We start from the raw sequence: 21,674 nt of genomic DNA, 5'->3' as shown, positions 1-21,674 counted from the left end.
GCCGCGGACCGATCTCGTGACGACGGGCCGGCGCACTTCGCGCCGCAGGAGGACATCACATGCAGATCGGGCGTAAGCGGGCCTGGGAGATGCCCGAACATCTCGCGACGCCGGAGAGCGTCTTTCTCGACCGGCGCAGCCTGCTCGGCGGTGCGGCAGGCCTGGCGGCCGCGTCGCTGATCAGCACGGACGCCGCCCTCGCGGCCGCCGACCCCACCGCCGACCACTATCCGGCCAAGCGCAACGAGGCCTACACCCTCGACCGCGCCCTGACGCCGGAGAAGTTCAGCGCGGATTACAACAACTTCTACGAATACGGCACTTCGAAATCGGTGTTGCCCGCCGCCAACGTCCTGAAGACGCGACCCTGGACCGTGACCATCGACGGGCTTGTCGAGAAGCCTATGACGCTGGGCGTCGACGACATCATCCGGAAGGTCACGCTGGAAGAGCGCCTCTACCGGCACCGCTGCGTCGAGGCTTGGTCGATGTCGGTGCCCTGGACCGGCTTTCCCCTCTCCAAGCTCGTGGCGCTCGCCAAGCCGACCTCGGGGGCGAAATACATCCAGATGCAGACCTTCCTCGACCGCGCCATGGCGCCGGGCCAGAAATCGTTCCTGTATCCCTGGCCCTATACCGAGGGACTGACCCTGGAGGAGGCCGCCAACGACCTCGCCTTCATCGCCACGGGCGTCTACGGCAAGCCGCTCGCCAACCAGTTCGGCGCGCCGATCCGCCTCGTGGTTCCGTGGAAGTACGGCTTCAAGTCGGTGAAATCGATCACCAAGATCTCGTTCGTGGCCGAGCGGCCGAAGACCTTCTGGGAGGGCCTGCAATCGGCCGAGTACGGCTTCTGGGCCAACGTGAATCCGGCCGTCTCGCACCCCCGTTGGAGCCAGGCCACGGAGCGGGTGCTCGGCACCGACACCCGCGTGCCGACCATGATCTACAACGGCTACGGCGAGCAGGTCGCCGGCCTCTACAAGGGGCTGGAGAAGGAGCGGCTGTTCGTCTGAGGCCGCGTCCGGTTCATCACGCGCACCGGGGCCATCGGGCGAAAGCGATCCATCGCAGGCGGGGTTGACCCTCCTGCACACACACTCCTCTCGAGGTGCTTTCCCATTTCACCAAGTGAGGTGGGCGCCCGATCCTGAACGGATCGGGCGCGTCACCTAAGCTGCCTTCTTCGCCGCGGCATCGCCGTAGAAGGTGCCGCTCCGGACGGCCATGTCGAGGAGGTTCTGCGGCACGGCGAAGCGGGGTCCGTGCTTGGCTTCGAGCCCCTGTGCGAGCGACACGAAGGCCGCCGCACCCATGAAGTCGATGTAGGACAGGGCGCCACCGGTGAAGGGCGCGAAGCCGAATCCGAGGATCGAGCCGACATCGGCTTCGCGCGGATCCGTGATCACGCCCTCGCCGACCGTTCGGGCGGCCTCCAGGGCCTGGACGACCAGGAGGCGCTGCTTCAGCTCCTCGAAATCCACCGCGTCGGGATCGATGCGTGTGGCTTGGAGAGCGGAGAGCCCCGGCCAGAGACGCTTCGGCGCGCCCTCCGGGTAGTCGTAGAACCCGCGCTTGTTCTTGCGGCCGAGTCGGCCCTCGCCCTCCACGAGGGTTGTGAGGAGCGCCTTCTGGGCGGGATCGATGCTCTCCGGGCCGAGTTGCGCTTCCGTCGCCTTGACGATCCTGAGGGCGAGATCCACCGCGACCTCGTCGGTCAGCGAGAGCGGGCCGACCGGCATGCCGGCCTGGCGCCCGGCATTCTCGATCATCGCCGCAGGAATGCCCTCGTTGAGCATCGTGTGGCCTTCGAGCAGGTAGGCGCCGACACAGCGGTTGGCAAAGAAGCCGCGCGCGTCGTTGACGACGATCGGCGTCTTTTTGATCGCCCTGACGTAGTCGAGGGCGGTGGCGAGCGCCGTGTCCCCGGTTTGGTCGCCCTTGATGATCTCGACGAGCATCATCTTCTCCACCGGCGAGAAGAAATGGATACCGACGAATTGCTCCGGCCGGGCCGAGGTCTTGGCCAAGCCCGAAATCGGAAGGGTGGAGGTGTTGGAGGCAAAGATCGTCTCCGGGCGGATCACCGCCTCGACCTTGGCGATCACCTCGGCCTTCACCGCCGGGTCCTCGAACACCGCCTCGATGACGAGGTCGCAGGACGCGAGGTCCGCGTAGTCGGCGCTGGCGTGGATACGCCCGAGCAGGGCGTCACGGTCGGCAGTCTTGGCCCGGCCCTTATTGATCTGGTCGGTGACGAGCTTGTGCGCGTAGGCCTTGCCCTTCTCCGCCGCCTCGATGGACTGGTCGACGAGTACGACTTCCATGCCCGCATTGGCGCTGACATAGGCGACGCCCGCGCCCATGAAACCGGCGCCGACGACGCCGACCTTCCGGACGGAGGTGGCCGGCACGGCCTTCGGCCGGCGCGCGCCCTTGTTCAACTCGCCCATGGAGAGGAACAGCGTACGGATCATCGCCGCCGCCTCCTTGCTGCGCAGGATATGCGCGAAGTACCGGCTCTCGACGCGAAGCGCCTGGTCCATCGGCAGCTGCAGGCCCTCGTAGACGGAGGCCAGGATCGCCTTCGCGGCGGGGTAGTTGTCGTGGGTCTCGCGCCGGTAGATCGCATTGGCGGGGGGCCAGATCATCATGCCGGCGGGCGAGTAGACCTTGCCCGAGGGGGCCTTGAACTTCGGCTGGTCCCAGGGAGCGACAGCCGAGCCGCCGGCGGCGATCCAGGCCTTGGCCTTGGCCACGATCTCGTCCCTGCCCGCGACCTCGTGGACGAGGCCCATGTTGCGGGCCATCAGGGGGCGGATCTGCTCGCCCTTGAACAGCATCTGCAGGGCGTCGCCGGTCTGCATCAGGCGGGCCACGCGCTGGGTACCGCCGCCGCCCGGGAACAGGCCGACCTTGATCTCGGGCAGGCCGACGCGGGTCTTGGGGTCGTCCGAGAGCACCCGGTAATGGCACGCGAGGGCTAGTTCGAAGGCGCCGCCGAGGCAGATCCCGTTCACAGCCGCCGCGAAAGGCTTGCCGCAGGTCTCGAGCTTGCGGAAGACCAAGGTGAGCTTGCGCGATTCCTCGAAGAAGTGGCGCATCGCCGCTTCCTCGCCCTGCTCGGCCTTCAGCGCCTCGAACGCGCGGCCGAGCCCCTGCAACATGGTCAGGTCGGCGCCGCCCGAGAAATTGTCCTTGCCGGAGACGATGACGCAACCCTTGACCGCAGGATCGGCCACCACCGCGTCGACGATCTGGCCGAGCTCATCCATTACCGCATCGGTGAAGACGTTCATGGAACGGCCGGGCATGTCCCAGGTCGCCAGCGCGATCCCGTCGGCATCGGTCTCGAATCGGAAGTTGGTGAGATTCATCGCTGATCCTCGAATGGACGGCAAAGGAGCGGCTTCCTTAAGCCACTGTCAAAACTTGTCGGTGCATCTGGAATGGCCGGGGGGCACCGGCACGCGACAGGACACGACCATGACTGGACGGATCGGCTGCAAGGGCTGCCGCGACGGAGCGGAACTCGACTTTGCCTTCACGATGGCGTTTCAACCCATCCTGGATTTCACGACCAACCGGGTCTGGGGCTACGAGGCGCTGGTGCGCGGCCCCGCCGGAGAATCGGCGGCTTCCATCCTGGGCCGCGTGACCCCGGAGACCGTCTACCGCTTCGATCAGGCCGCCCGGGTCAAAGCGATCGACCTCGCCGGCCGCCTGTTCCCGGCGGACGACGCGACCCGCCTCTCGATCAACTTCATGCCGAACGCCGTCTACGAGCCGGCGGCCTGCATCCGCTCGTCCCTGGAGGCGGCACACCGCGCCGGCTTCGCGCATGACCGGATCATGTTCGAATTCACCGAGAACGAGAAGTTTCGCGACACCGCCCATGTCGCGCGTATCGTCTCCGAGTACCGCCGCCAGGGATTCCTGACGGCGCTCGACGATTTCGGCGCGGGCTTCGCTGGCCTGAGCCTGCTGGCGAATTTCAGTCCCGACCTCATCAAGATCGACATGGACCTTCTGCGCGGCATCGACACCGACGCCCGCCGCCGGATCATCGTGGCGGGCATCCTGACGGTCGCCAAGTCCCTGGAGATCGCGGTGATCGCCGAGGGCGTGGAGACCGAGGCCGAGCTCGAAACCCTGATCGGCCTCGGCGCAACCCTGTTCCAGGGTTACCACTTCGCCAAGCCGCATCTCGAAGCCCTGCCACCCGTGGCAGGGTTCCCGACGGGCAGCCTCGCCTTTGCGCATGTGGCTTGAGCCGGCCATCGGGACGCCCGCCGGTGCGCGTCAGCGTGCCGGCATCGGCATGGGGGCGCCGCCCCCATTGGCCTGCGAGTCGCCGGCTGAGGCGATCGCCAGCATGTTGAGGAGCTTCGTCACCGAAGCCTGCGAGACCGCCGTCACCGTGGAGGCCGGGTCGGCGTTGATCGCCTGGAACTTCTGGTAGGTCTTGTCGCCGTAGATCTCGGTGAGGCGCTTCAGCTCCTCCAGGGTGAACTTCTCGGCGTAGGCCTTCGACAGGCCGTCGAGCATGGTCTCGCGCTGCTTGTCGAACTCGGCGCGGATCTCCTTGCGGACGGCGTCGGCCTTGTCGTCCTTCATCGGCGCGACGGTCTTCTCGAGCGCGCCGGTGAAGCCGACCTCGAGATTTTTCAGGGTCGTCTTCTCGACGAGGTCTTTGGCCGCCGCGATCCGGTCGGATGCGTCGTCGGCGCGGGCGGCGACCGGCAGGCAGAGCGCGGTGGTCAGGCAGAGGGTGGCGAGCAGGCGCGTCATCGTGGCGTTGTCCTCGATCTTCTTGGCTTTGCGCCCGCAGTCGAGCGACGGCGGGCGCCGCCGTCTACTCCAATCGGGCCGGCTTTGGGAGGCGACCCAGCCTCACACCCGCTCGATGATGGTCGCGGTGCCCATGCCGGCGCCGATGCAGAGGGTGACGAGGGCGCGCTCCTTGCCGGTGCGCTCCAGTTCGTCGAGAACCGTGCCGAGGATCATCGCGCCGGTAGCGCCGAGTGGGTGGCCCATGGCGATGGCGCCGCCGCAGACGTTGATCTGGGCCGGGTCCACGTTGAAGGCCTGCTGGAAGCGCAGGACCACCGCCGCGAAGGCCTCGTTGACCTCGAACAGGTCGATGTCCGAGAGGCTCATGCCGGCGCGCGCCAGCACCTTTCTGGTCACGTCTACGGGGCCGGTGAGCATCAGGGCCGGATCGGACCCGATATTGGCGAACGCCCGGATGCGGGCACGGGGCCGGAGGCCTGCGGCGCTGCCGGCGTCGGCCGAGCCGATCAGCACGGCTGCGGCGCCATCGACGATACCCGACGAGTTGCCCGCGTGGTGGACGTGGTTGACGCTCTCGACGTCCGGATGCGCATCGACCGCCACCGCGTCGAAGCCGCCCATCTGTCCCATCTGGACGAAGGAGGCCTTGAGTTGCCCGAGCGACTGCATGTCGGTGGCCGGCCGCATGTGCTCGTCGTTGGCGAGCAGGGTGATGCCGTTGATGTCGCGCACAGGCACGACCGCGTTGGAAAAGCGCCCCTCGGCCCAGGAGGCGGCGGAGCGCTTCTGCGACTCGACGGCGTAGGCATCGCAATCGTCGCGGCTGAAGCCGTATTTCGTGGCGATGAGGTCGGCCGAGACACCTTGCGGCATGAACCAGGATTTGATCGCGATGGCGGGGTCAACGGGCCAGGCGCCGCCCGAGGCACCGAGGCCGACGCGGCTCATCGACTCGACGCCGCCGCCCACCGTCATGTCGTGCTGCCCGGCCATGACCTGCGCGGCGGCGAAATTCACCGCGTCGAGGCCCGAGGCGCAGAACCGGTTGATCTGCACGCCCGGCACGTGCGTGCCGTAATCCGCGACCAACGCGGCGGCGCGGGCGATGTCGCCGCCGGCCTCGCCGACCGGATCGACGCAGCCGAGCACCACGTCGTCGATACGTTTCGTGTCGAGGCCGTTGCGCTCCTTGAGGGCGCGCAACGCGACCTCTGCGAGGCGCAGGGCCGTCACTTCGTGCAGCGCGCCGTCGGGCTTGCCGCGTCCCCGGGGGGTGCGGACGTGATCGTAGATGAAGGCCTCGGGCATGCGCGCTTCCCTGTGGGTCGCCCTTGGCGGGCGACGGCTTTCAAAGGATGGCCGATCCCGGTGCGAACCCGAGGTTCGCCCAGGCGGGAGGCCCGGGATCGTGCCGCGTCCGGAAGATTCGTCGCGACGGTCTAAAACGCCTCGGCGGCGAGCGCCATCGTCGTCTCGGAACCGGCCTTGATCCGCACCAGCCGCGTCGCGGTCTCGGGCAGCATCCGCTCCATGTAGAAGCGGCCGACCACCAGCTTGGCGGCCATCGCATCGGACGCACTGTCCGCCTGACGTGCGAGCGCGGCCTTGGCGATCCGGCTCCACATGTAGCCCATGGCGACGAGTCCGAGGAGGTGCATGTAGTCGGTGGCGCCGGCACCCGCATTGTCGGGCTTCGTGAAGGCGTTCTGCATGAACCACATGGTGGCGCCCTGCAGGTCGTTCAGGCCGGTCTGGAGCGGGGCGACGTAGGGCTTCATCGCCTCGTCCTCGCCGTGGTCCTTGATGAAGGTCTGGACCTCGCCGAGGAAGCTCATCATCGCGCGGCCGCCGTCCTTGGGCAGCTTGCGGCCGATGAGATCCATGGCCTGGATGCCGTTGGCGCCCTCGTAGATCATCGCGATGCGGGCATCGCGCACGAACTGCGACATGCCCCATTCCTCGATGTAGCCGTGCCCGCCGAACATCTGCTGGGCCTCGACGGCGTTGGCGAACCCCCGGTCGGTGAGCACGCCCTTCACCACGGGGGTCATCAGCCCCATATGGTCGTCGGCCGCCTGGCGCTGCGCCGCGTCGTCGGAGCGATGCCCGATATCGGCCTGGAGCGCGGTCCAGAGCACGAGGGCCCGGGCCGCCTCGTTGAAGGCGCGGATACCCATCAGCGTCCGGCGCACGTCCGGGTGGACGATGATGGGGTCGGCGGCCTTGTCCGGCGCCTTGGCGCCGGTGAGCGAACGACCCTGCAGGCGGTCCTTGGCGTAGGCGACCGCGTTCTGGTAGGCGACTTCGGACTGGCCGACGCCCTGGACGCCCACCGCGAGGCGCGCCTCGTTCATCATCACGAACATCGCGTTGAGCCCGCGATTCTCCTGGCCGACCAGCCAGCCCTTGGCGCCGTCATAGTTCATGACGCAGGTCGAGTTGCCGTGGATGCCCATCTTGTGTTCGAGGGAGCCGCAGGTGACCGGGTTGCGGTCTCCGATGGAGCCATCCGGAGTCACGAGGAACTTCGGCACCACGAAGAGCGAGATGCCCTTGGTGCCGGCCGGCGCGCCCTCGATCCGGGCGATGACGAGGTGGATGATGTTCTCGGAAAGGTCGTGCTCGCCCGCCGAAATGAAGATCTTGGTGCCGGTCAGGCTGTAGGAGCCGTCGCCGTTCGGTACGGCCTTGGTCTTGAGGAGGCCGAGATCCGTGCCGCAATGCGGCTCGGTGAGGTTCATGGTGCCGGTCCATGCGCCCTCGACCATCTTCGGCAGGTAGGTCGCCTTCTGCTCCTCGGAGCCGTGGACGAGGAGGGCAGCCATCGCGCCCTGGGTCAGGCCCGGATACATGCCCAGCGCGAGGTTGGCGCCGGAGGCGAATTCCTGGATCGCGGTGTTCAGGGTGTGGGGCAGGGCTTGGCCGCCATATTCCTCGGGCATCGATAGGCCCATCCAGCCGCCGCCCGCATAGGTGTCATAGGCGGCCTTGAAGCCCTTCGGCGTGGTCACGCTGCCGTCGGCGTGACGGGTGCAACCCTCGCGGTCGCCGACCGCGTTGAGTGGGGAAAGAACCGTCTCGGCGAGCTTGGCGCCCTCGTTCAGCACCGCCTCGATCACGTCCGCCGAGGCGTCCGAGAAGCCGCGCAGGTTGTCGTATCGGTGGAACGCGAACACGTCGTTCAGGAGGAACAGGACGTCCTCGACCGGTGCCTTGTAGCTTGGCATCGCGCTGCATCTCCCCGGAATCGGTTGCTGTCCTGAACCGGCCCTGCGGCCGCCGGCGCACCTGATGGTTCACATATAAACCATTTCTTCACGCTCGAAAAGGGGTCCTCAGGCCCAGACCGGTTCCGGCCCAGATGCCCGGATTTCGCCTGGTCTTAACCGGGTGTTTACCAAGACTACCAAATGTCGGGGATACCGGATCTGTCGTTAACCCCTCGCCTGCGTTTTCGTGGGGGGCTGTCGCGGATCGAGCCACGGACTTCTCCGAGTCAGGTTTGACGATGACACGCAACGCCACGCTGAACCTCGAAGGCTTCGATCCCGACGTACTCGACGCGGCGCGCGACGTGGCCCGGCGAGCCGGCATTCCGGTGGAGACTTGGATCGCCTCGATCGTCGAACCCAGCACGGGTCGACCCGCACAGCCAGCCGTTTCGCCTCCGACCGCTACGCCGTTCGAGGCCCCGCGTCAGACCGAGGTCCAAGACATACGGGCTGAGTCCCCGAGCATTGCTGCGCCCCCGGCCTCGACGGCGATCGTCCCACCCGCGCGGATGCAGGCCCCGGCCGCTTCGCAGGCGGTTGACGCGTCCGGTGCGACGGTCGGCATCGATTCCGCTCTCACCGAAATGATGCGGCGTCTCGATGCCATCGATCAGCGCCTGACCCGCGAGAACCAGACCGCTCAGGAGACCGCCCGCCGGACGATCGAGGCGCGCCTTTCCGAGCCTGTCGCCGCCCCACCGACGGAAATGGCTCTGCGTCTCGCCGAGATCGAACGCCGGATGACAGAGATCGGCGAGCAGCTCGCGACCCCGCGCGCGCTCGGCCGTCGCGGCCGTCCCGTCGTGACGGAGATCCGTGATGCCGTGAGCGAAATCCGCCAGCGCCAGCGCGAGCTTGCCGGTGGGACTGCGACCTCCCAGCAAACGGACGAGCCGAAGGCAAGCTCTCCGGCCATCGCCGAACTCCAGAGCGAGACCAACCGCCTGCGCGAGTCGATCGGTGGGCTGGCGAGCGGACGCGATATCGGCGCCCTCGAACAGGCGATGCACGCCCTCGCGGCAGGCGTTCAGAAGGCGCAGGCGCCCTCCGACCTCGCCGCCATCGCGGCCCCGATCGAGTTGATCCGGGTTCAGGTCGAGCGGCTCGCCGAGGATGTCGCGGAGAACGTCCATGCCCGCGTCGCGGCCGACGTCGAGCGGCTCGCGGCGAAGGTCGACGGCGCTCTTCACAACGCGCCGGCCGGCGTGGTGGAGCAGGACATCCTCGGGGGCCTGTACCGGGAACTCGATGAGATCCGTCGCCTGATCGGGTCCCTCGCCGGTCCCGAGCGGATCCAGAGCCTCGCCTCCGGCATGCAGGCGATCAGCAACCAGATCTCGCAGCTCCAGGACGGACTGCCCGGCAAGGGCAGCGACTTTTCGGAATTGCGCCCCCTGCTCGAGGAGATCCGCAGCGGTCTGCGCACGGGTCCGGACGCTGCCATCGGCGAGCAGATCCAGGAGATGGGCGCCAAGCTCGACGCCCTGCGAGGCCATGCGCCGGCCGGCCTCGACGGGCAATCCGACGCGATCCTGCACCGACTCGACGCGCTCGCCGAGCAGGTGGAGCGCGTCAACATCAATCCGGTCGGCGACCTGATCGGCCGTCTGGAGGATCTCGGCGCCACGCTGCGCCGCCCCGTCGTGCCGGGCGAGGACATCGCCTCCATCCACGCGATGCTGCACGACCTGACGGTCAAGCTCGACCGGATCGGCACCGGCGACGGTCCGCGTGACGAGGGCCTCGACGCCCTGGAGCAACAGGTATTGGCGCTGGCCCAGCGCATCGACACCCGCGACGCCGACCCGGCGCTCGCCGGCCTCGAACGGACCATGAGCGACCTCCTCGGTCAGGTCTCGGCCCTGCGCGCCGAGGCCCCCATCGAGGCCGCGATGGAGCGGGCCGCCCGAAACGCCGTCGCGGAGACCATCGGTACCGTCGCCGATCCGGGCGAGGTCGGCATGCTCCGGGCGAGCCTCGTGGATCTGCGCGCGCATCAGGTCGCGTCCGAGCAGCGGATGCAATCGACCCTCACGGGGGTCTATTCCGCCCTGGAACGCCTCGTCGGGCGCCTCGGCACCCTCGAGGGCGAGACCGCCAATCCTGCAGCCGCGCGCACGGTCCGCGAGACCCTGGCCGAACGGGCGGCATCGGTCGGACCGCGCCAGGAGACGCTGCGCGCCGAGCGACACGGCGCGCCGAGCCTGCCCGACGCTGCTCTCGATCTGCCCCTGGAGCCGGGCGCCCAACGCCCTGGCCGGGAGCGGCCGAGGGATCTCGACGAAGTGCCGGTCAGCGCCGACAGCGACATTAAGAGCAGCTTCATCGCTGCCGCCCGTCGCGCGGCCCAGGCGGCGCAGGCCGAGGCGGCCGGTCAGGCCGTGCCCCTCGAACCGCGCGACACCCGTGAGACCGCGGCGAGCGCCGCCCGGCCGGAAGGCCGGCTCGCGCGCCTGCGCGGCGAGATCGACCGCCGTCGCAAGCCCCTTCTTCTCGGGCTGGCGGCGATCGTCCTGGCGCTCGGCGCCCTCCAGGCCCTGAACGCCCGCCGTTCCGGCGAGCCGAGCACGTCCGTGACGGCCGAGACCACGACCCTGGCGACACCCGATACCGCCCGCGATGGACAGGGCCTCGCTCCGTCCGACAAGCTGTCGGATGCCAAGGCGACCGGCGGGACATCTGATTCGAAGCCGCTCCCCGATCCGCAGACGACCCAGTCCCTGGCCGAGACGCCGAGCGTCGCGGCGCCGACCGCCCCCGCCCGGACCAGCGCCGGCCAGATCGTCAGCGTGCCGCGCGTCGCCGCCATGGCAAGCCTGTCCGGAGACCTCGCGGCCGTGCCGCCGGCCCTCGGCAAGCTGCGTCAGGCTGTCCTCGACGGCGACGGTATCGCCGCCTACGACCTTGCCTCGCGGGCCTCGGAGGGCCGCGGCATGACGCGCGATCTCGGCCTCGCCGCCAAGATCTTCGAGAAGCTCGCCGGCGCCGGGTACGCCCCAGCGCAGTACAAGCTCGGCAGCCTCTACGAGAAGGGCGTCGGCATGCCGCGCGACCTCGTTCAGGCCAAGCTCTGGTACGGCCGCGCGGCCGAACTCGGCAACGCCCGGGCCATGCACAACCTCGCGGTGATCCACGCAGAGAACCCGACCGCGAGCGGCAAGCCCGATTTCGCCACCGCCTCGCAATGGTTCAAGCGCGGGGCCGAGTTCGGCCTGCGCGACAGCCAGTACAATCTCGCTGTGCTCTACGCCCGGGGTCTGGGCGTGTCGCAGGACCTGGGGCAATCCTACCTGTGGTTTTCGGCGGCCGCCGCGCAGGGCGACAGCGATGCCGCCAAGAAGCGTGACGACGTCGCCGCCAAGCTTGATCCGAAGGCTTTGGCCGCCGTGAAGGCGCAGGCCGCGGCATTCAAGCCGCGCGTGCCGGAGCCCGCGGCCAACGAGGCCCCCGCGCCCATGGTCCTCGAAAACGCCATGAGCCTCCTGGGCGCACCCCCGCCAAGCCCGGGCACCGTGTCGCCCGCGCGCAAGATCTGAGCTTTACTGGTCTCCGGTCCACATGCGGGCTTCTGCCGCCGGTCCGCGATGCAGCGGACGTGCGGTCCGGGCGTTAGGCCAAGCGGGTCGCGCTTCGTGCGACCGAAGAAGACCGGAGTGCCGATGGCGCGCGTGACAACGGTGCCACCCGCCGCCCTCATCCTGGGGATCGCCGGGTTGATCCCGTTCCTGGGTTTTGCCCTGCTCTCGATCAGCGGCACCGATGGGGGCTTGAGCACCATAGGCTTGAGCCCGCGCCTGATGCTCTCGACCTACGGGGCGGTCATCGCTTCGTTCCTCGGCGGGATTCGGTGGGGCGCGGCGGCAGCCCGCAATTCCGGCGGCGCGGATTACGCCATCGCGATCCTGCCCTCGCTGATCGCCTGGGCGGCGCTCGCCGCTCCTGCCCCGTGGGATCTGCGCATCCTGGGCGTCCTCGTGCTCGCATGGGGCCTCGTCGACCAGGACCTGCCACGACGCGGCCTCGTCCCGGTCTGGCTCGGCCGCCTGCGCCTCGCCCTCTCGGGGGTGGCCGGCGCCTCGCTGCTGCTCGCGGCCTGATCGATCCTCGCTTGCCGATCAATGCCGGATCAATCCTTGCTCAACATCCCCTTGCCGATGGCGAAGACACGGCCGTCTCCCAAGAGGTGCGCCGTGAAGCCCGCCGGAAACAGTGGGTCGAACGCTGCGTTGCGGACGTTGAGCCCACCCGCATAGGCGCCGAAGGCGGGCATGATCAGGCGGCGTCCGTCCGTGACGAAGCAGCGGCGGCGCACGGCGCGACCGCGCATCGCGACCTTGCCGCAGGGATGCAGGTGCCCGGCGACCTCCCCGTCGGGCGCATCGAGGGAGGGTTCGTGCCGCAGGGTCAACCCGCCGAGCGCCAGGGTCTCCGCGTAGCGCCCGCCGACGCCCTCGCTCACCGCGTGGTCGTGGTTGCCCGCGATCCACACCCAGTCACGCCCTTCCTGCAGGGCAGCCACCATGGCGCGGTCGCCGGGCTCCATCCGCTCGGGTCCGCGCGCATCGTGGAATGAGTCGCCGAGCGCGACGACACAGGCGGGGTCCAGACGGGCCACCACCTCGTGCAGGCAGGCCAGGGTCTCGCGGGTGTCGTAGGGCGGCAGGAACTGGCCGGAGCGCGCGGCATAGGCCGAGCCCTTCTCCAGGTGGAGATCGGACACAATCAGCGTCCGGAGGCGGCTCAGCCAGAGGCCGCCGCAGAGGTCGAGGGTGAGGATCTCTCCGGCGAGCGTCAGGCCGGGGCGGGTGGTCTTCTGAAGTCTCTGGCCGAGCGCCAAAACCGCATCCTCTGTGTTCGGAACGGGGTGTTTCACCGCAGTCTCAGCCCAGCGCCTCTTCGAGCAACTGCGCCTCGGCTTCGGCCAGAATCTCGTCCGCGCCCTCGCCGTAGACCCGCTCGCGCCCGATCTCGAGCATGACGGACACGGAGAGAGGTGAGACGCGATCGAGCGCCTTGTGGATGATTCGCCCCTGGATGCGCCTCAACATCATACCCAGGCGCTTCACGTCGAGGAGTCCGGTTGCCGCATCCTGCCGTGCCGCCTTCAGGAGAAGGTGGTCCGGCTGGTGCTTGCGCAGCACGTCGTAGACGAGATCGGTGGAGATCGTGACCTGCCGTCCGGTCTTGGCCTGGCCCGGATAGCGCCGCTCGATCAACCCGGCGATCACCGCGCATTGGCGAAAGGTGCGCTTCATCATGGCGGATTCGTCGAGCCAGGCTTCGAGATCGTCGCCGAGCATGTCCTCCGCAAACAGGCTCTCCAGAAAGTCCGGCTCGATGCCGATGCGCGCGCCGACGTCGCGGTTGAGCCAGATCGCGATGCCGTAATCGTTGGCGGCAAAGCCGAGCGGGCGCATTCGCGCCCGCTCCAGGCGCCGCGTCAGCAGCATGCCGAGTGTCTGGTGAGCGAGGCGGCCCTCGAACGGAAACGCCGTGAGGTAGTAGCGCCCGCTCCGGGGAAAGGTCTCGACGAGGAGGTCGCGCTCGCCCGGCAGCAGCGAGCGGCTGCGCTGCTGGAGCAGGTAGGCGGCCACCTGCTTTGGCAGGCGGTCCCACTCGAACGGATCGGCGATGAGGGCGCGCACCCGGGCGGCCAGGAAGGTCGAGAGCGGAAACTTCGAGCCGGCATAGGATGGAATGGCCGGGTCTGTGCCGGGGCCTGCCCGGGTCGCCAGGGCCTCGTCCTCGGAAAGGCCCTCGAAGCGCAGCACCTCGCCCGCGAACAGGAAGGTGTCCCCCGGCGTCAGGGTGTCGGCGAAATCCTCCTCGATCTCGCCGAGGACGCGCCCGCCCCTGGGTAGGATCGCGCCCGGCTTACCGCGCACGCCGCGCGCCAGACGCACCTTCACCTTGGCGGATTCGACGATGGTGCCGACATTCATCCGGTATTGCTGGGCGACGCGGGCATCGCGCACCCGCCAGAGCCCGTCGGGGCCACGCAGGATCTTGGCGAAGCGCTCGTAGGCGCGCAACGCGTAGCCGCCGGTGGCCACGTAATCGACCACCGCCTCGAACGCCTCCCAGGACAGCCCGGCATAGGGCGCCGCCGAAGTGACCTCGTCGTAGAGTTGCAGGGGATCGAAGGCGTCGGCGCAGGCCATGCCGAGCACATGCTGGGCCAGCACATCCGGCGCGCCGAGGCGCGCATCCGGCGTGTCCTGGGCGGCAGCCTCCACCGCGTCGAGTGCAGCTTGGCATTCGAGCATCTCGAAGCGGTTGGCCGGCACCAGATAGGCCTTGGACGGCTCGTCCATGCGGTGGTTGGCGCGCCCGATGCGCTGCATGATCCGGCTCGCACCCTTCGGTGCGCCGATATTCACCACGAGGTCGACGTCACCCCAGTCGATCCCGAGATCGAGGGTCGCCGTGCAGACGATGGCGCGTAACTGCCCCGCCGCCATCGCGGCCTCCACCCGCCGGCGCTGCGTCGCGTCGAGCGAGCCGTGGTGGAGCGCGATCGGATAGTTCTCCTCGTTGATCCGCCACAGCTCCTGGAAGGTGTATTCGGCTTGGAGCCGGGTGTTGACGAAGACCAGCACGGTCCTGTGCCGCCCGATCAGGTCGTAGATCGCCGGCATCGCCTGCCAGGCGGTGTGGCCGGCGAGCGGCAGGGTCAGCCCGGTGTCGAGCATGTGCAGGTCTGGGGCCGCGCCGCCCTTCACCACGACCAGATCGGCCATCGGGCTCGATACCGGCGGTTCGTCGTCATCGTCCCGCTTCCTTGCCCGAGAGGCGAGCGCTGCGGCGAGGGGGGCGGCGTCTTCGGACGATCCACGCACCTCGGCCGGTCCCTCCTCTTCGAGAAGGCGAACTTCCTGTCCTGGATCCGCGCGGCGGCCCTGCGGCATGAGATACCGGCGCAGTTCGTCGGGCTCGCGCACGGTCGCGGACAATCCGATGGCGGTGAGCCCGGGGCTGAGGCGGTGCAGCCTGGCGAGCGCGAGCGACAGGAGGTCGCCGCGCTTCGAGGTGACGAGGGCGTGCAACTCATCGAGCACCACGCAGGAGAGCGAGGCGAAGAGGTCGCTCGCTTCGCGATGCGCGATCAGCAGAGAGAGCTGCTCCGGCGTGGTCAGCAGGATGTCGGGCGGTCGGGCGATCTGCCGGGTGCGCTTGTGCGAGGGCGTGTCGCCGGTGCGCGTCTCGACCCGGATGCCGAGCCCCATCTCGTCGATCGGCGCTTCGAGGTTTCGGGCGATGTCGACGGCGAGCGCCTTGAGGGGCGAGATGTAGAGGGTGTGCAGGCCGCGCGACTTCGCCGAGGGCGGGCGCCCCGCCAGCGCGGTCAGGCTCGGCAGGAACCCCGCCAAGGTCTTGCCCGCCCCCGTTGGCGCCACTAGCAGGGCCGAGCGCCCGGCATGCACGAGGTCGAGGAGTTCGAGCTGGTGCGGCCGGGGCGCCCATCCGCGCGACGCGAACCAAGCCCCGAAGCGCTCCGGCAACGGGGATGGGGGGGCGGGGGCGCTCAGGCCAGCGCCATCAGGAACCGGTCGATCAGCTCGAGCGCGCGCTCGGTCATGGCGCCGGGGTAGCGCACGAAGACGTGGCAGCCGCCGGGATAGATCGCCGTGTGCCCACCGTTGCCGGCCGCGGCCCAGCGGGCCGACATGTAGAGCGTGTCGTCGAGGAGCGGATCGTGCGTGCCGACCGTGAACAGGGCCGGCGGCAGGCCCTTGAGGTCGGCGTAGACCGGCGACACGTCGGGCCGGCGCCGGTCGATCCCGTCGCGGACATACACGTTGGCGAAGCGGGTCAGGTCCTCGGTGTTCACCACCAGGCGCTGTTCGCCCCAGTTGCGCACGCTCGGGGTCAGGCCGAGGTCGAAGAACCCGGCATTGAGGTTGGCGCCCCGGAAGGCGCGCGGCAGCGCGTGCCGGTCGCGCAGGCGCAGAAGCACCATCACGGCGAGCTGGGCACCCGCCGATTCGCCGCCGATGGTGAGGGCGGAGACGCCGAACTCGGCCCGGCCCGGCCCGGCGAGCCAGAGGGCCGCCGCCTCGCAATCCTCGAGCGCCGCCGGGTAGGGGTGCTCGGGCGCCAGCCGGTATTCCACCGAGAGGCAGACGAAGCCGCACGCGTCGGCGATCCGCTCCAGCCAGGGGTCCTGCTCGTCGGCCGAGCCCCAGACCCAGCCACCGCGATGGATGTGCAGGTAGGCCCCGCGCAGCTTCGCCCATTTCTTCGGGTTCGGTCGGATCACGCGCAGTTGCAGGGGGCCGGCGGGACCCTCGATGGTCAGGGTCTCGGCGCGGGCGCTGCGGGGCATCGCCGGGGAGGCCTGGGTGCCCTGGCGGCGGCGGGCGCGCACCTCCGTCATCGGGATCGACCACGGGTCCGCCTGCGCGGCGTGGGCGGCCACGATCTCGGCATTCAGGCGCTTGGTGTCCGGATCGATCATCGCCGGATCGAACAGGGCGTGGTCGATCATGAACGCGTTCGTTTCATCAGAAAGGTGGACCGGTGGCGCGGGAACCGCATCCGCAAAATGGGACCGTGCACGGAAGGGGGCCATCCGTACCACGTGCGAAACCGCCTAACGCCCGGCCGACCGTCCGGTTTCAGCAGACCTGTGTCGCGGACGCCACGCTTCCGCCCGGTTCGACGGGTTGAGGGATGGAACCGCGCGCTCACGATCCTCATCTGTCGGAGATCGGACCGGCGCGATGCCGGCCGGAGCGCCCACAGGAATCAGCGCATGACCCCCGACCACGATCCGCGCCGCCCGTCGCCCTATCCGGGCCAGCCCTACGCCGGAGCGCCGTTCCCGGATCAGGGCCGTCGGTCGGCCCTGCGGCGCTTCCTCGGCGGCTCGCCGGCCGCCGTGTTCATGAAGCTGCTCTTCCTGTCGGTACTCGTCGGCGCCGTCATGGCGATGCTCGGCGTCACTCCGGGGCTGCTGTTCTGGCACGCCTACGACGCCGCGCGCCAACTGATCGACCTCGGCCTCGACACCTTCCATGATTTCGGCCGCTGGATCCTGGCCGGTGCCGTGGTGGTGGTGCCGCTCTGGCTGCTGTCCCGCTTCTTCGCCGTGTCGAAGTAGCCCCACGAGGGCAGCGCGCACGAAAAAGGGCCGGTGTTTCCCACCGGCCCTGGTCAGCGTTCGAACGTGTGGCGGCTCAGCGCTGGACGATGACCTTCGCGCCGACCTTGGCGCGGGTGTAGAGGTCGGCCACGTCGTCGTTGGTCATGCGGATGCAGCCCGAGGAGACGGCGGTGCCGATCGTCTCCGGCTCGTTCGAGCCGTGGATGCGATAGATCGAGTTGCCGAGGTACATGGCGCGGGCGCCGAGCGGGTTCTCGATACCGCCCTTCATGAAGCGCGGCAGGTCGGGACGGCGGCGCAGCATCTCCGACGGCGGGCGCCAATCGGGCCACTCGCGCTTCATCGTGATCGTCTGCACGCCGCCCCAGGTGAAGCCCGGGCGGCCGACGCCGACGCCGTAGCGCAGGGCCTTGCCGTCGCCCAGCACGTAGTACAGGCGGCGCTCGGCCGTGGAGACCACGATGGTGCCCGGAGCGTAGCTGCCGGCGAACGCGACTTCGTCACGCTGGATGGCCGACATCTGCGGCACCGCCGAAGCGGGGGTCATCGGGTCGGCCGGCAGGGAGGCGTTGGCGGTCGGGATGACGACCGGCTCGTTCTGCGGACGCACCCGGATCACCAGGGCGTTGTCGAGGGGCTGGCGGGTGAGGGGGTCGATCTCATAGGCGACCGCGGGCGAAGCCCAGGCGCCCAGTGTACAGACGAGCCCGGTCAGGGCGGGGGCGAAACGGCGCATCGGGGCCTCTCGAGAACGAACGAATTCTGTGGAAACATCGTGGAAAACTTGACGCACGTTACGGTGCGAAGTGTGCCCAAGACGTAAACGCTCCCACCCCAAAGCCAAGCTCTATTCGCGCTGCAACGACGCTTGCCGAAGCGTCGTGATTTCGTGGCAACACCGTGGCACCTTGGCCGTAAAGGCGACTGTTCAGACCGCGTCCAGGCCCAGGTCGATGATCGGTGCGCTGTGGGTGATCCAGCCGCAGGAAATGAGGTCCACGCCCGATGCCGCGACGGCCCCGACGGTGTCGCGGTTGATCCGGCCCGAGGCCTCCGCGATGGCGCGACCGTCGATCATCGCCACGGCCTCGGCGAGCTGCTCCGGCGTCATGTTGTCGAGGAGCACGGCATCGGCGCGGACGGACAGCGCCTGTTCGAGCTGCTCCAGCGTGTCGACCTCGACCTCGATCTTGACGAGGTGCCCGGCATAGGCGCGGGCGCGCTCGATCGCCGGCACGATACCGCCGGCGACGGCCACGTGGTTGTCCTTGATCAGCACGGCGTCGTCGAGGCCGTAGCGGTGGTTCGATCCGCCGCCCGCCCGCACCGCATGCTTCTCCAGCGCCCGCAGGCCGGGGGTGGTCTTGCGGGTGCAGACGATGCGGGCCTTGCCGTGCGGGCGCGCGGCCTCGACGAGGGAGGCGGTGGCGGTGGCGACCCCGGACATCCGGCACAGGAGATTGAGCGCCACGCGCTCGGCGGTCAGGATCGCGCGGGCCGGGCCGGAAAGGCGGATCACCACGTCGCCCGGCGTCACGCGGCTTCCATCGGCCCGCTCGACCATCACCGAGACGGTGGGGTCGATCAGTCCGAATGCGATGACGGCCGTGTCGACGCCCGAGATCACGCCCTCCTGCCGGGCGGCGATGACACCCTCCAGGCGCGCGCTCGCGGGCACGATCGCGTCGGTGGTGATGTCGCCCGCCCGGCCGAGATCCTCCAGCAGTGCCGCGCGCACGATCGGCTCCACCATCAGGCGGGGCAGGGGGGCGAGGTTGGTGCGATTGAGCATGGCGGTGTCCGGATAGGGGAACGCGGGTTCAGGCGGCGACGACATCGCGGCCGGGCTCGACGGCATCGGCCATCGCGTGGAGGTCAGCCAGCGTGATCTCGGTGTGCACCGGCACGTTCTGGCCCGGGTGGTCGCTGCGCCAGTGGGCCCCGCGGCTTTCCCGCCGCGATGCCGCTGACGCCGCGATGGCCAGACCCGTCAGGGCCGCGTCGCTGCCGGTTGCTGTCGCCCGCACCAGGTGTCGGAGGGCTTGCGTAAGCCCATCGGCGTCGCGGACGACGCCGACGCGGCGTTCCATGACATTCCGCAGGGCCTCGATATCGACCGGCCCGCGCGGCGCTGCCGGCTCGGCAAGGGGCTGTCCCGGAGCGGCCAGGGCGCCGATGGCCTCGGCGATCCAGGGCGCGAAGGCCATGGCTTCGAGCAGCGAATTGCTGGCGAGGCGATTGGCCCCGTGCAGGCCGCTGGAGGCGACCTCGCCGCAGGCGAACAGGCCCGGCACCGTGCCGGCGCCGCTCCCATCCACCTTGATGCCGCCCATGTGATAATGCGCCGCCGGCCGGACCGGAATGGCCTGACTCCGCGGGTCGATGCCGGCGGCGGCGCACAGGCCCGCCACGGTGGGAAAGCGCGTCGCCATCCGGGCACCGAGCGCCCCCCGGCAATCGAGGAAGACCTCGGCGCCGCGCGCCCGCGCCTGGAAGATGGCGCGCGCCACGACATCGCGGGGTGCGAGATCGCCGCCGGTGATGCCGGCCATCACCGGGGCCCCGCTCTCGTCGATCAGGCGCGCGCCCTCGCCACGCAGGGCTTCCGTCGCCAACGGCATCGGGTCGATACCCACCGCCATGGCGGTGGGGTGGAACTGCACGAACTCCATGTCCCGCAGGGTGGCACCGGCCCGGGCCGCGAGGGCGAGGCCCCGTCCGGTGGCGCCGCGCGGATTCGTGGTCGAGGCGTAGAGCGCCCCGAGGCCGCCCGTCGCCAGCACCACCGCGCGGGCGGGCAGCGCGAACGCCACGCCGTCGCGCTCGCAGACCACGCCCGCGACCGCACCGTGCGCGTCCCGCATCAGGTCGCGCGCGGAGGCGACGAGCACGGTGATGGACGGTGTCCGCCCCACCGCGCGCACCAGCGTCTCGAGCACGATCCGGCCCGTCGAATCCCCACCGGCCCGCACGATGCGGCGGCGCGAATGCGCGGCCTCGAGCCCGAGGGCGAGGTTGCCGGCGGCGTCCCGGTCGAAGGGCGCGGCGAGGCCGACGAGCCAGTCGATCAAGCCGGGGCCGGCGGCGGCGACGCGTGCGGCGACATCCGTCTCCGTGAGGCCGGCGCCGGCCGCCAGGGTGTCGGCGGCGTGGAGATCGGGCGCGTCGTCCTCGCCCATGGCGGCGGCGATGCCGCCCTGAGCCCAACCCGTGGCGGTCCCGGTCCCGAGGGGGGCGGCGGTGACCAGGGTGACGGGGCGGGGCGCGAGGCGGAGCGCCGTGGCGAGACCGGCGATGCCGGCACCGACCACCACGATCCGGTCGGGGGCGGCGAGCGCGAAGGAGAACGGTGCGTGCGCGTTCATCAGGTGCGCACCGCGAGCATGCGTTCCACCGCCATCCGGGCGCGCTCGGCGAGTTCGGGCTCGACGGTGACCTCGTGGGTCATGGTCTCCAGGGCGCGGCGGATGTTCTTCAGGCTGATCCGCTTCATGTGCGGGCACAGGTTGCAGGGCTTGATGAACTCGATGTCCGGGTTGGCCGCCGCGATGTTGTCGCCCATCGAGCACTCGGTCACGAGCACGACCTGTTTCGGGCGCTTCTCCAGGACGAAGTTCATCATCATGGCGGTGGAGCCGGAGAAGTCGGCTTCCGCCACGACATCCGGGGGACATTCCGGGTGCGTGATGACGGTGACGCCGGGATAGCTCTCGCGCACCTCGCGAATGTCGGCGGGTGTGAAAAGCTCGTGCACCTCGCAATGCCCGGCCCAGGTCAGGATCTCGACCTCCGGCACCATGGCCTGGACGTTCTGGGCCAGGAACTCGTCGGGGATCATCAGCACGCGCGGCGCGTTCAGCGAACGCACCACTTCGACCGCGTTGCCGGAGGTGCAGCACAGGTCGGATTCCGCCTTCACGGCGGCGGAGGTGTTGACGTAGGTGACGATGGGCACGCCCGGGTATTTCTCGCGCAGGCCGCGCACGTCGGCGGCGGTGATCGAGTCGGCGAGCGAACAGCCGGCGCGGCTGTCCGGGATCAGCACGGTCTTGCCCGGGTTCAGGAGCTTGGCCGTCTCGGCCATGAAGTGCACGCCCGCGAGCACGATCACGTCGGCATCCACCGTCACGGCCTCGCGGGCCAGCGCCAGGCTGTCGCCGACGATGTCCGCCACCGTGTGGAAGATCTCGGGCGCCTGGTAGTTGTGCGCGAGGATGACGGCGTTGCGCGCCTTCTTCAGTTCCAGGATCGCGGCCACGTCCTCGGCGAGCGCCGGCCATTCGATGGCGGGCACGTGGCGGCTGACGCGGGCATAGATGTCCGGCAGGGGCAGGCTGCCGGAAATCGCGCCGGGGACGCCCTGGAAACTCGTGCCGTTCGGGAGACTGGTCGCCGCCATTGACGCGTCCTCACTTATGCTCAAACTGAGCATTGTGCCGACTAACGTAGGCGTGTCGTCCCCGGTTGTCCAGATATGCAGCCTTTGAGCATAACGTTTTTGC

The 21,674-nt window shown here is 69.4% G+C and carries 16 protein-coding genes; 5 read left to right on the top strand and 11 right to left on the bottom strand.

Annotation, left to right across the window (positions count from 1 at the left end):
• Nucleotides 1-59 precede the first annotated feature (59 nt).
• On the top strand, nucleotides 60-1,016 hold the full coding sequence (msrP, locus tag JWQ05_RS06260) for a protein-methionine-sulfoxide reductase catalytic subunit MsrP (RefSeq protein WP_299656200.1): 957 nt from the start codon (nucleotides 60-62) through the stop codon (nucleotides 1,014-1,016).
• Nucleotides 1,017-1,172: 156 nt separating this feature from the next.
• On the opposite strand, the gene JWQ05_RS06255 is transcribed toward msrP, so the two are convergent.
• Nucleotides 1,173-3,377: a 3-hydroxyacyl-CoA dehydrogenase NAD-binding domain-containing protein gene (locus tag JWQ05_RS06255; RefSeq protein ID WP_299656197.1), complete on the bottom strand. Its 2,205-nt coding sequence runs from the start codon at nucleotides 3,375-3,377 to the stop codon at nucleotides 1,173-1,175.
• Between the two features lie 109 nt (nucleotides 3,378-3,486).
• Here JWQ05_RS06255 and JWQ05_RS06250 point away from each other — a divergent pair, with 109 nt between their 5' ends.
• Complete coding sequence (locus tag JWQ05_RS06250; protein WP_299656194.1) at nucleotides 3,487-4,272, top strand: EAL domain-containing protein; 786 nt, start codon at nucleotides 3,487-3,489, stop codon at nucleotides 4,270-4,272.
• Nucleotides 4,273-4,302: 30 nt separating this feature from the next.
• Here the strand turns inward: JWQ05_RS06250 and JWQ05_RS06245 are convergent, their stop codons facing one another.
• The 3 genes from JWQ05_RS06245 to JWQ05_RS06235 form a co-directional block, all read right to left on the bottom strand.
• On the bottom strand, nucleotides 4,303-4,791 hold the full coding sequence (locus JWQ05_RS06245; protein ID WP_299656191.1) for a hypothetical protein: 489 nt from the start codon (nucleotides 4,789-4,791) through the stop codon (nucleotides 4,303-4,305).
• 102 nt (nucleotides 4,792-4,893) lie between these two features.
• The gene (locus JWQ05_RS06240) at nucleotides 4,894-6,102 is read right to left on the bottom strand and encodes an acetyl-CoA C-acetyltransferase (protein ID WP_299656187.1); all 1,209 of its coding nucleotides are present in this window, start codon (nucleotides 6,100-6,102) and stop codon (nucleotides 4,894-4,896) included.
• 131 nt (nucleotides 6,103-6,233) lie between these two features.
• Nucleotides 6,234-8,021: an acyl-CoA dehydrogenase C-terminal domain-containing protein gene (locus tag JWQ05_RS06235; RefSeq protein WP_299656184.1), complete on the bottom strand. Its 1,788-nt coding sequence runs from the start codon at nucleotides 8,019-8,021 to the stop codon at nucleotides 6,234-6,236.
• Nucleotides 8,022-8,302: 281 nt separating this feature from the next.
• Between JWQ05_RS06235 and JWQ05_RS06230 the strand changes: the two genes are divergently transcribed.
• Both JWQ05_RS06230 and JWQ05_RS06225 read left to right on the top strand, forming a co-directional pair.
• Nucleotides 8,303-11,602, top strand: a complete 3,300-nt coding sequence (locus JWQ05_RS06230) for a hypothetical protein (RefSeq protein ID WP_299656181.1) — start codon at nucleotides 8,303-8,305, stop codon at nucleotides 11,600-11,602.
• Nucleotides 11,603-11,725: 123 nt separating this feature from the next.
• Complete coding sequence (locus tag JWQ05_RS06225; protein WP_299656178.1) at nucleotides 11,726-12,163, top strand: DUF3429 domain-containing protein; 438 nt, start codon at nucleotides 11,726-11,728, stop codon at nucleotides 12,161-12,163.
• A 29-nt stretch (nucleotides 12,164-12,192) separates the two neighbouring features.
• Here JWQ05_RS06225 and pdeM read toward each other — a convergent pair whose 3' ends face one another.
• Genes pdeM through JWQ05_RS06210 form a run of 3 tightly spaced genes read right to left on the bottom strand, consistent with a single transcriptional unit; the run spans nucleotide 12,193 to nucleotide 16,554 of the window.
• Nucleotides 12,193-12,903: a ligase-associated DNA damage response endonuclease PdeM gene (gene pdeM / locus JWQ05_RS06220; RefSeq protein ID WP_299656203.1), complete on the bottom strand. Its 711-nt coding sequence runs from the start codon at nucleotides 12,901-12,903 to the stop codon at nucleotides 12,193-12,195.
• Nucleotides 12,904-12,946: 43 nt separating this feature from the next.
• Nucleotides 12,947-15,568, bottom strand: a complete 2,622-nt coding sequence (locus JWQ05_RS06215) for a ligase-associated DNA damage response DEXH box helicase (protein ID WP_299656175.1) — start codon at nucleotides 15,566-15,568, stop codon at nucleotides 12,947-12,949.
• A 23-nt stretch (nucleotides 15,569-15,591) separates the two neighbouring features.
• Entirely contained in the window at nucleotides 15,592-16,554 is a 963-nt protein-coding gene (locus JWQ05_RS06210) for an alpha/beta hydrolase (protein ID WP_299656172.1), read from the bottom strand.
• 267 nt (nucleotides 16,555-16,821) lie between these two features.
• Between JWQ05_RS06210 and JWQ05_RS06205 the strand changes: the two genes are divergently transcribed.
• Nucleotides 16,822-17,169 (top strand): DUF6460 domain-containing protein, encoded by a 348-nt coding sequence (locus tag JWQ05_RS06205; RefSeq protein ID WP_299656169.1) that lies wholly within the window; start codon nucleotides 16,822-16,824, stop codon nucleotides 17,167-17,169.
• Between the two features lie 76 nt (nucleotides 17,170-17,245).
• On the opposite strand, the gene JWQ05_RS06200 is transcribed toward JWQ05_RS06205, so the two are convergent.
• The 4 genes from JWQ05_RS06200 to nadA form a co-directional block, all read right to left on the bottom strand.
• The gene (locus JWQ05_RS06200; protein ID WP_299656166.1) at nucleotides 17,246-17,908 is read right to left on the bottom strand and encodes a L,D-transpeptidase; all 663 of its coding nucleotides are present in this window, start codon (nucleotides 17,906-17,908) and stop codon (nucleotides 17,246-17,248) included.
• Between the two features lie 192 nt (nucleotides 17,909-18,100).
• Nucleotides 18,101-18,964, bottom strand: a complete 864-nt coding sequence (gene nadC / locus JWQ05_RS06195; protein ID WP_299656163.1) for a carboxylating nicotinate-nucleotide diphosphorylase — start codon at nucleotides 18,962-18,964, stop codon at nucleotides 18,101-18,103.
• 28 nt (nucleotides 18,965-18,992) lie between these two features.
• Nucleotides 18,993-20,537, bottom strand: coding sequence for an L-aspartate oxidase (locus JWQ05_RS06190; RefSeq protein ID WP_299656160.1), 1,545 nt, complete (start codon nucleotides 20,535-20,537; stop codon nucleotides 18,993-18,995).
• Entirely contained in the window at nucleotides 20,537-21,604 is a 1,068-nt protein-coding gene (nadA, locus tag JWQ05_RS06185) for a quinolinate synthase NadA (protein WP_299656157.1), read from the bottom strand. Before nadA ends, JWQ05_RS06190 begins: the two co-directional genes overlap by 1 nt.
• Nucleotides 21,605-21,674: the final 70 nt, after the last annotated feature.

The sequence above is a fragment of the Methylobacterium sp. genome, from assembly GCF_028290105.1.
Lineage (GTDB): Bacteria > Pseudomonadota > Alphaproteobacteria > Rhizobiales > Beijerinckiaceae > Methylobacterium.
This window is presented reverse-complemented; position numbering and strand designations above follow the sequence as displayed.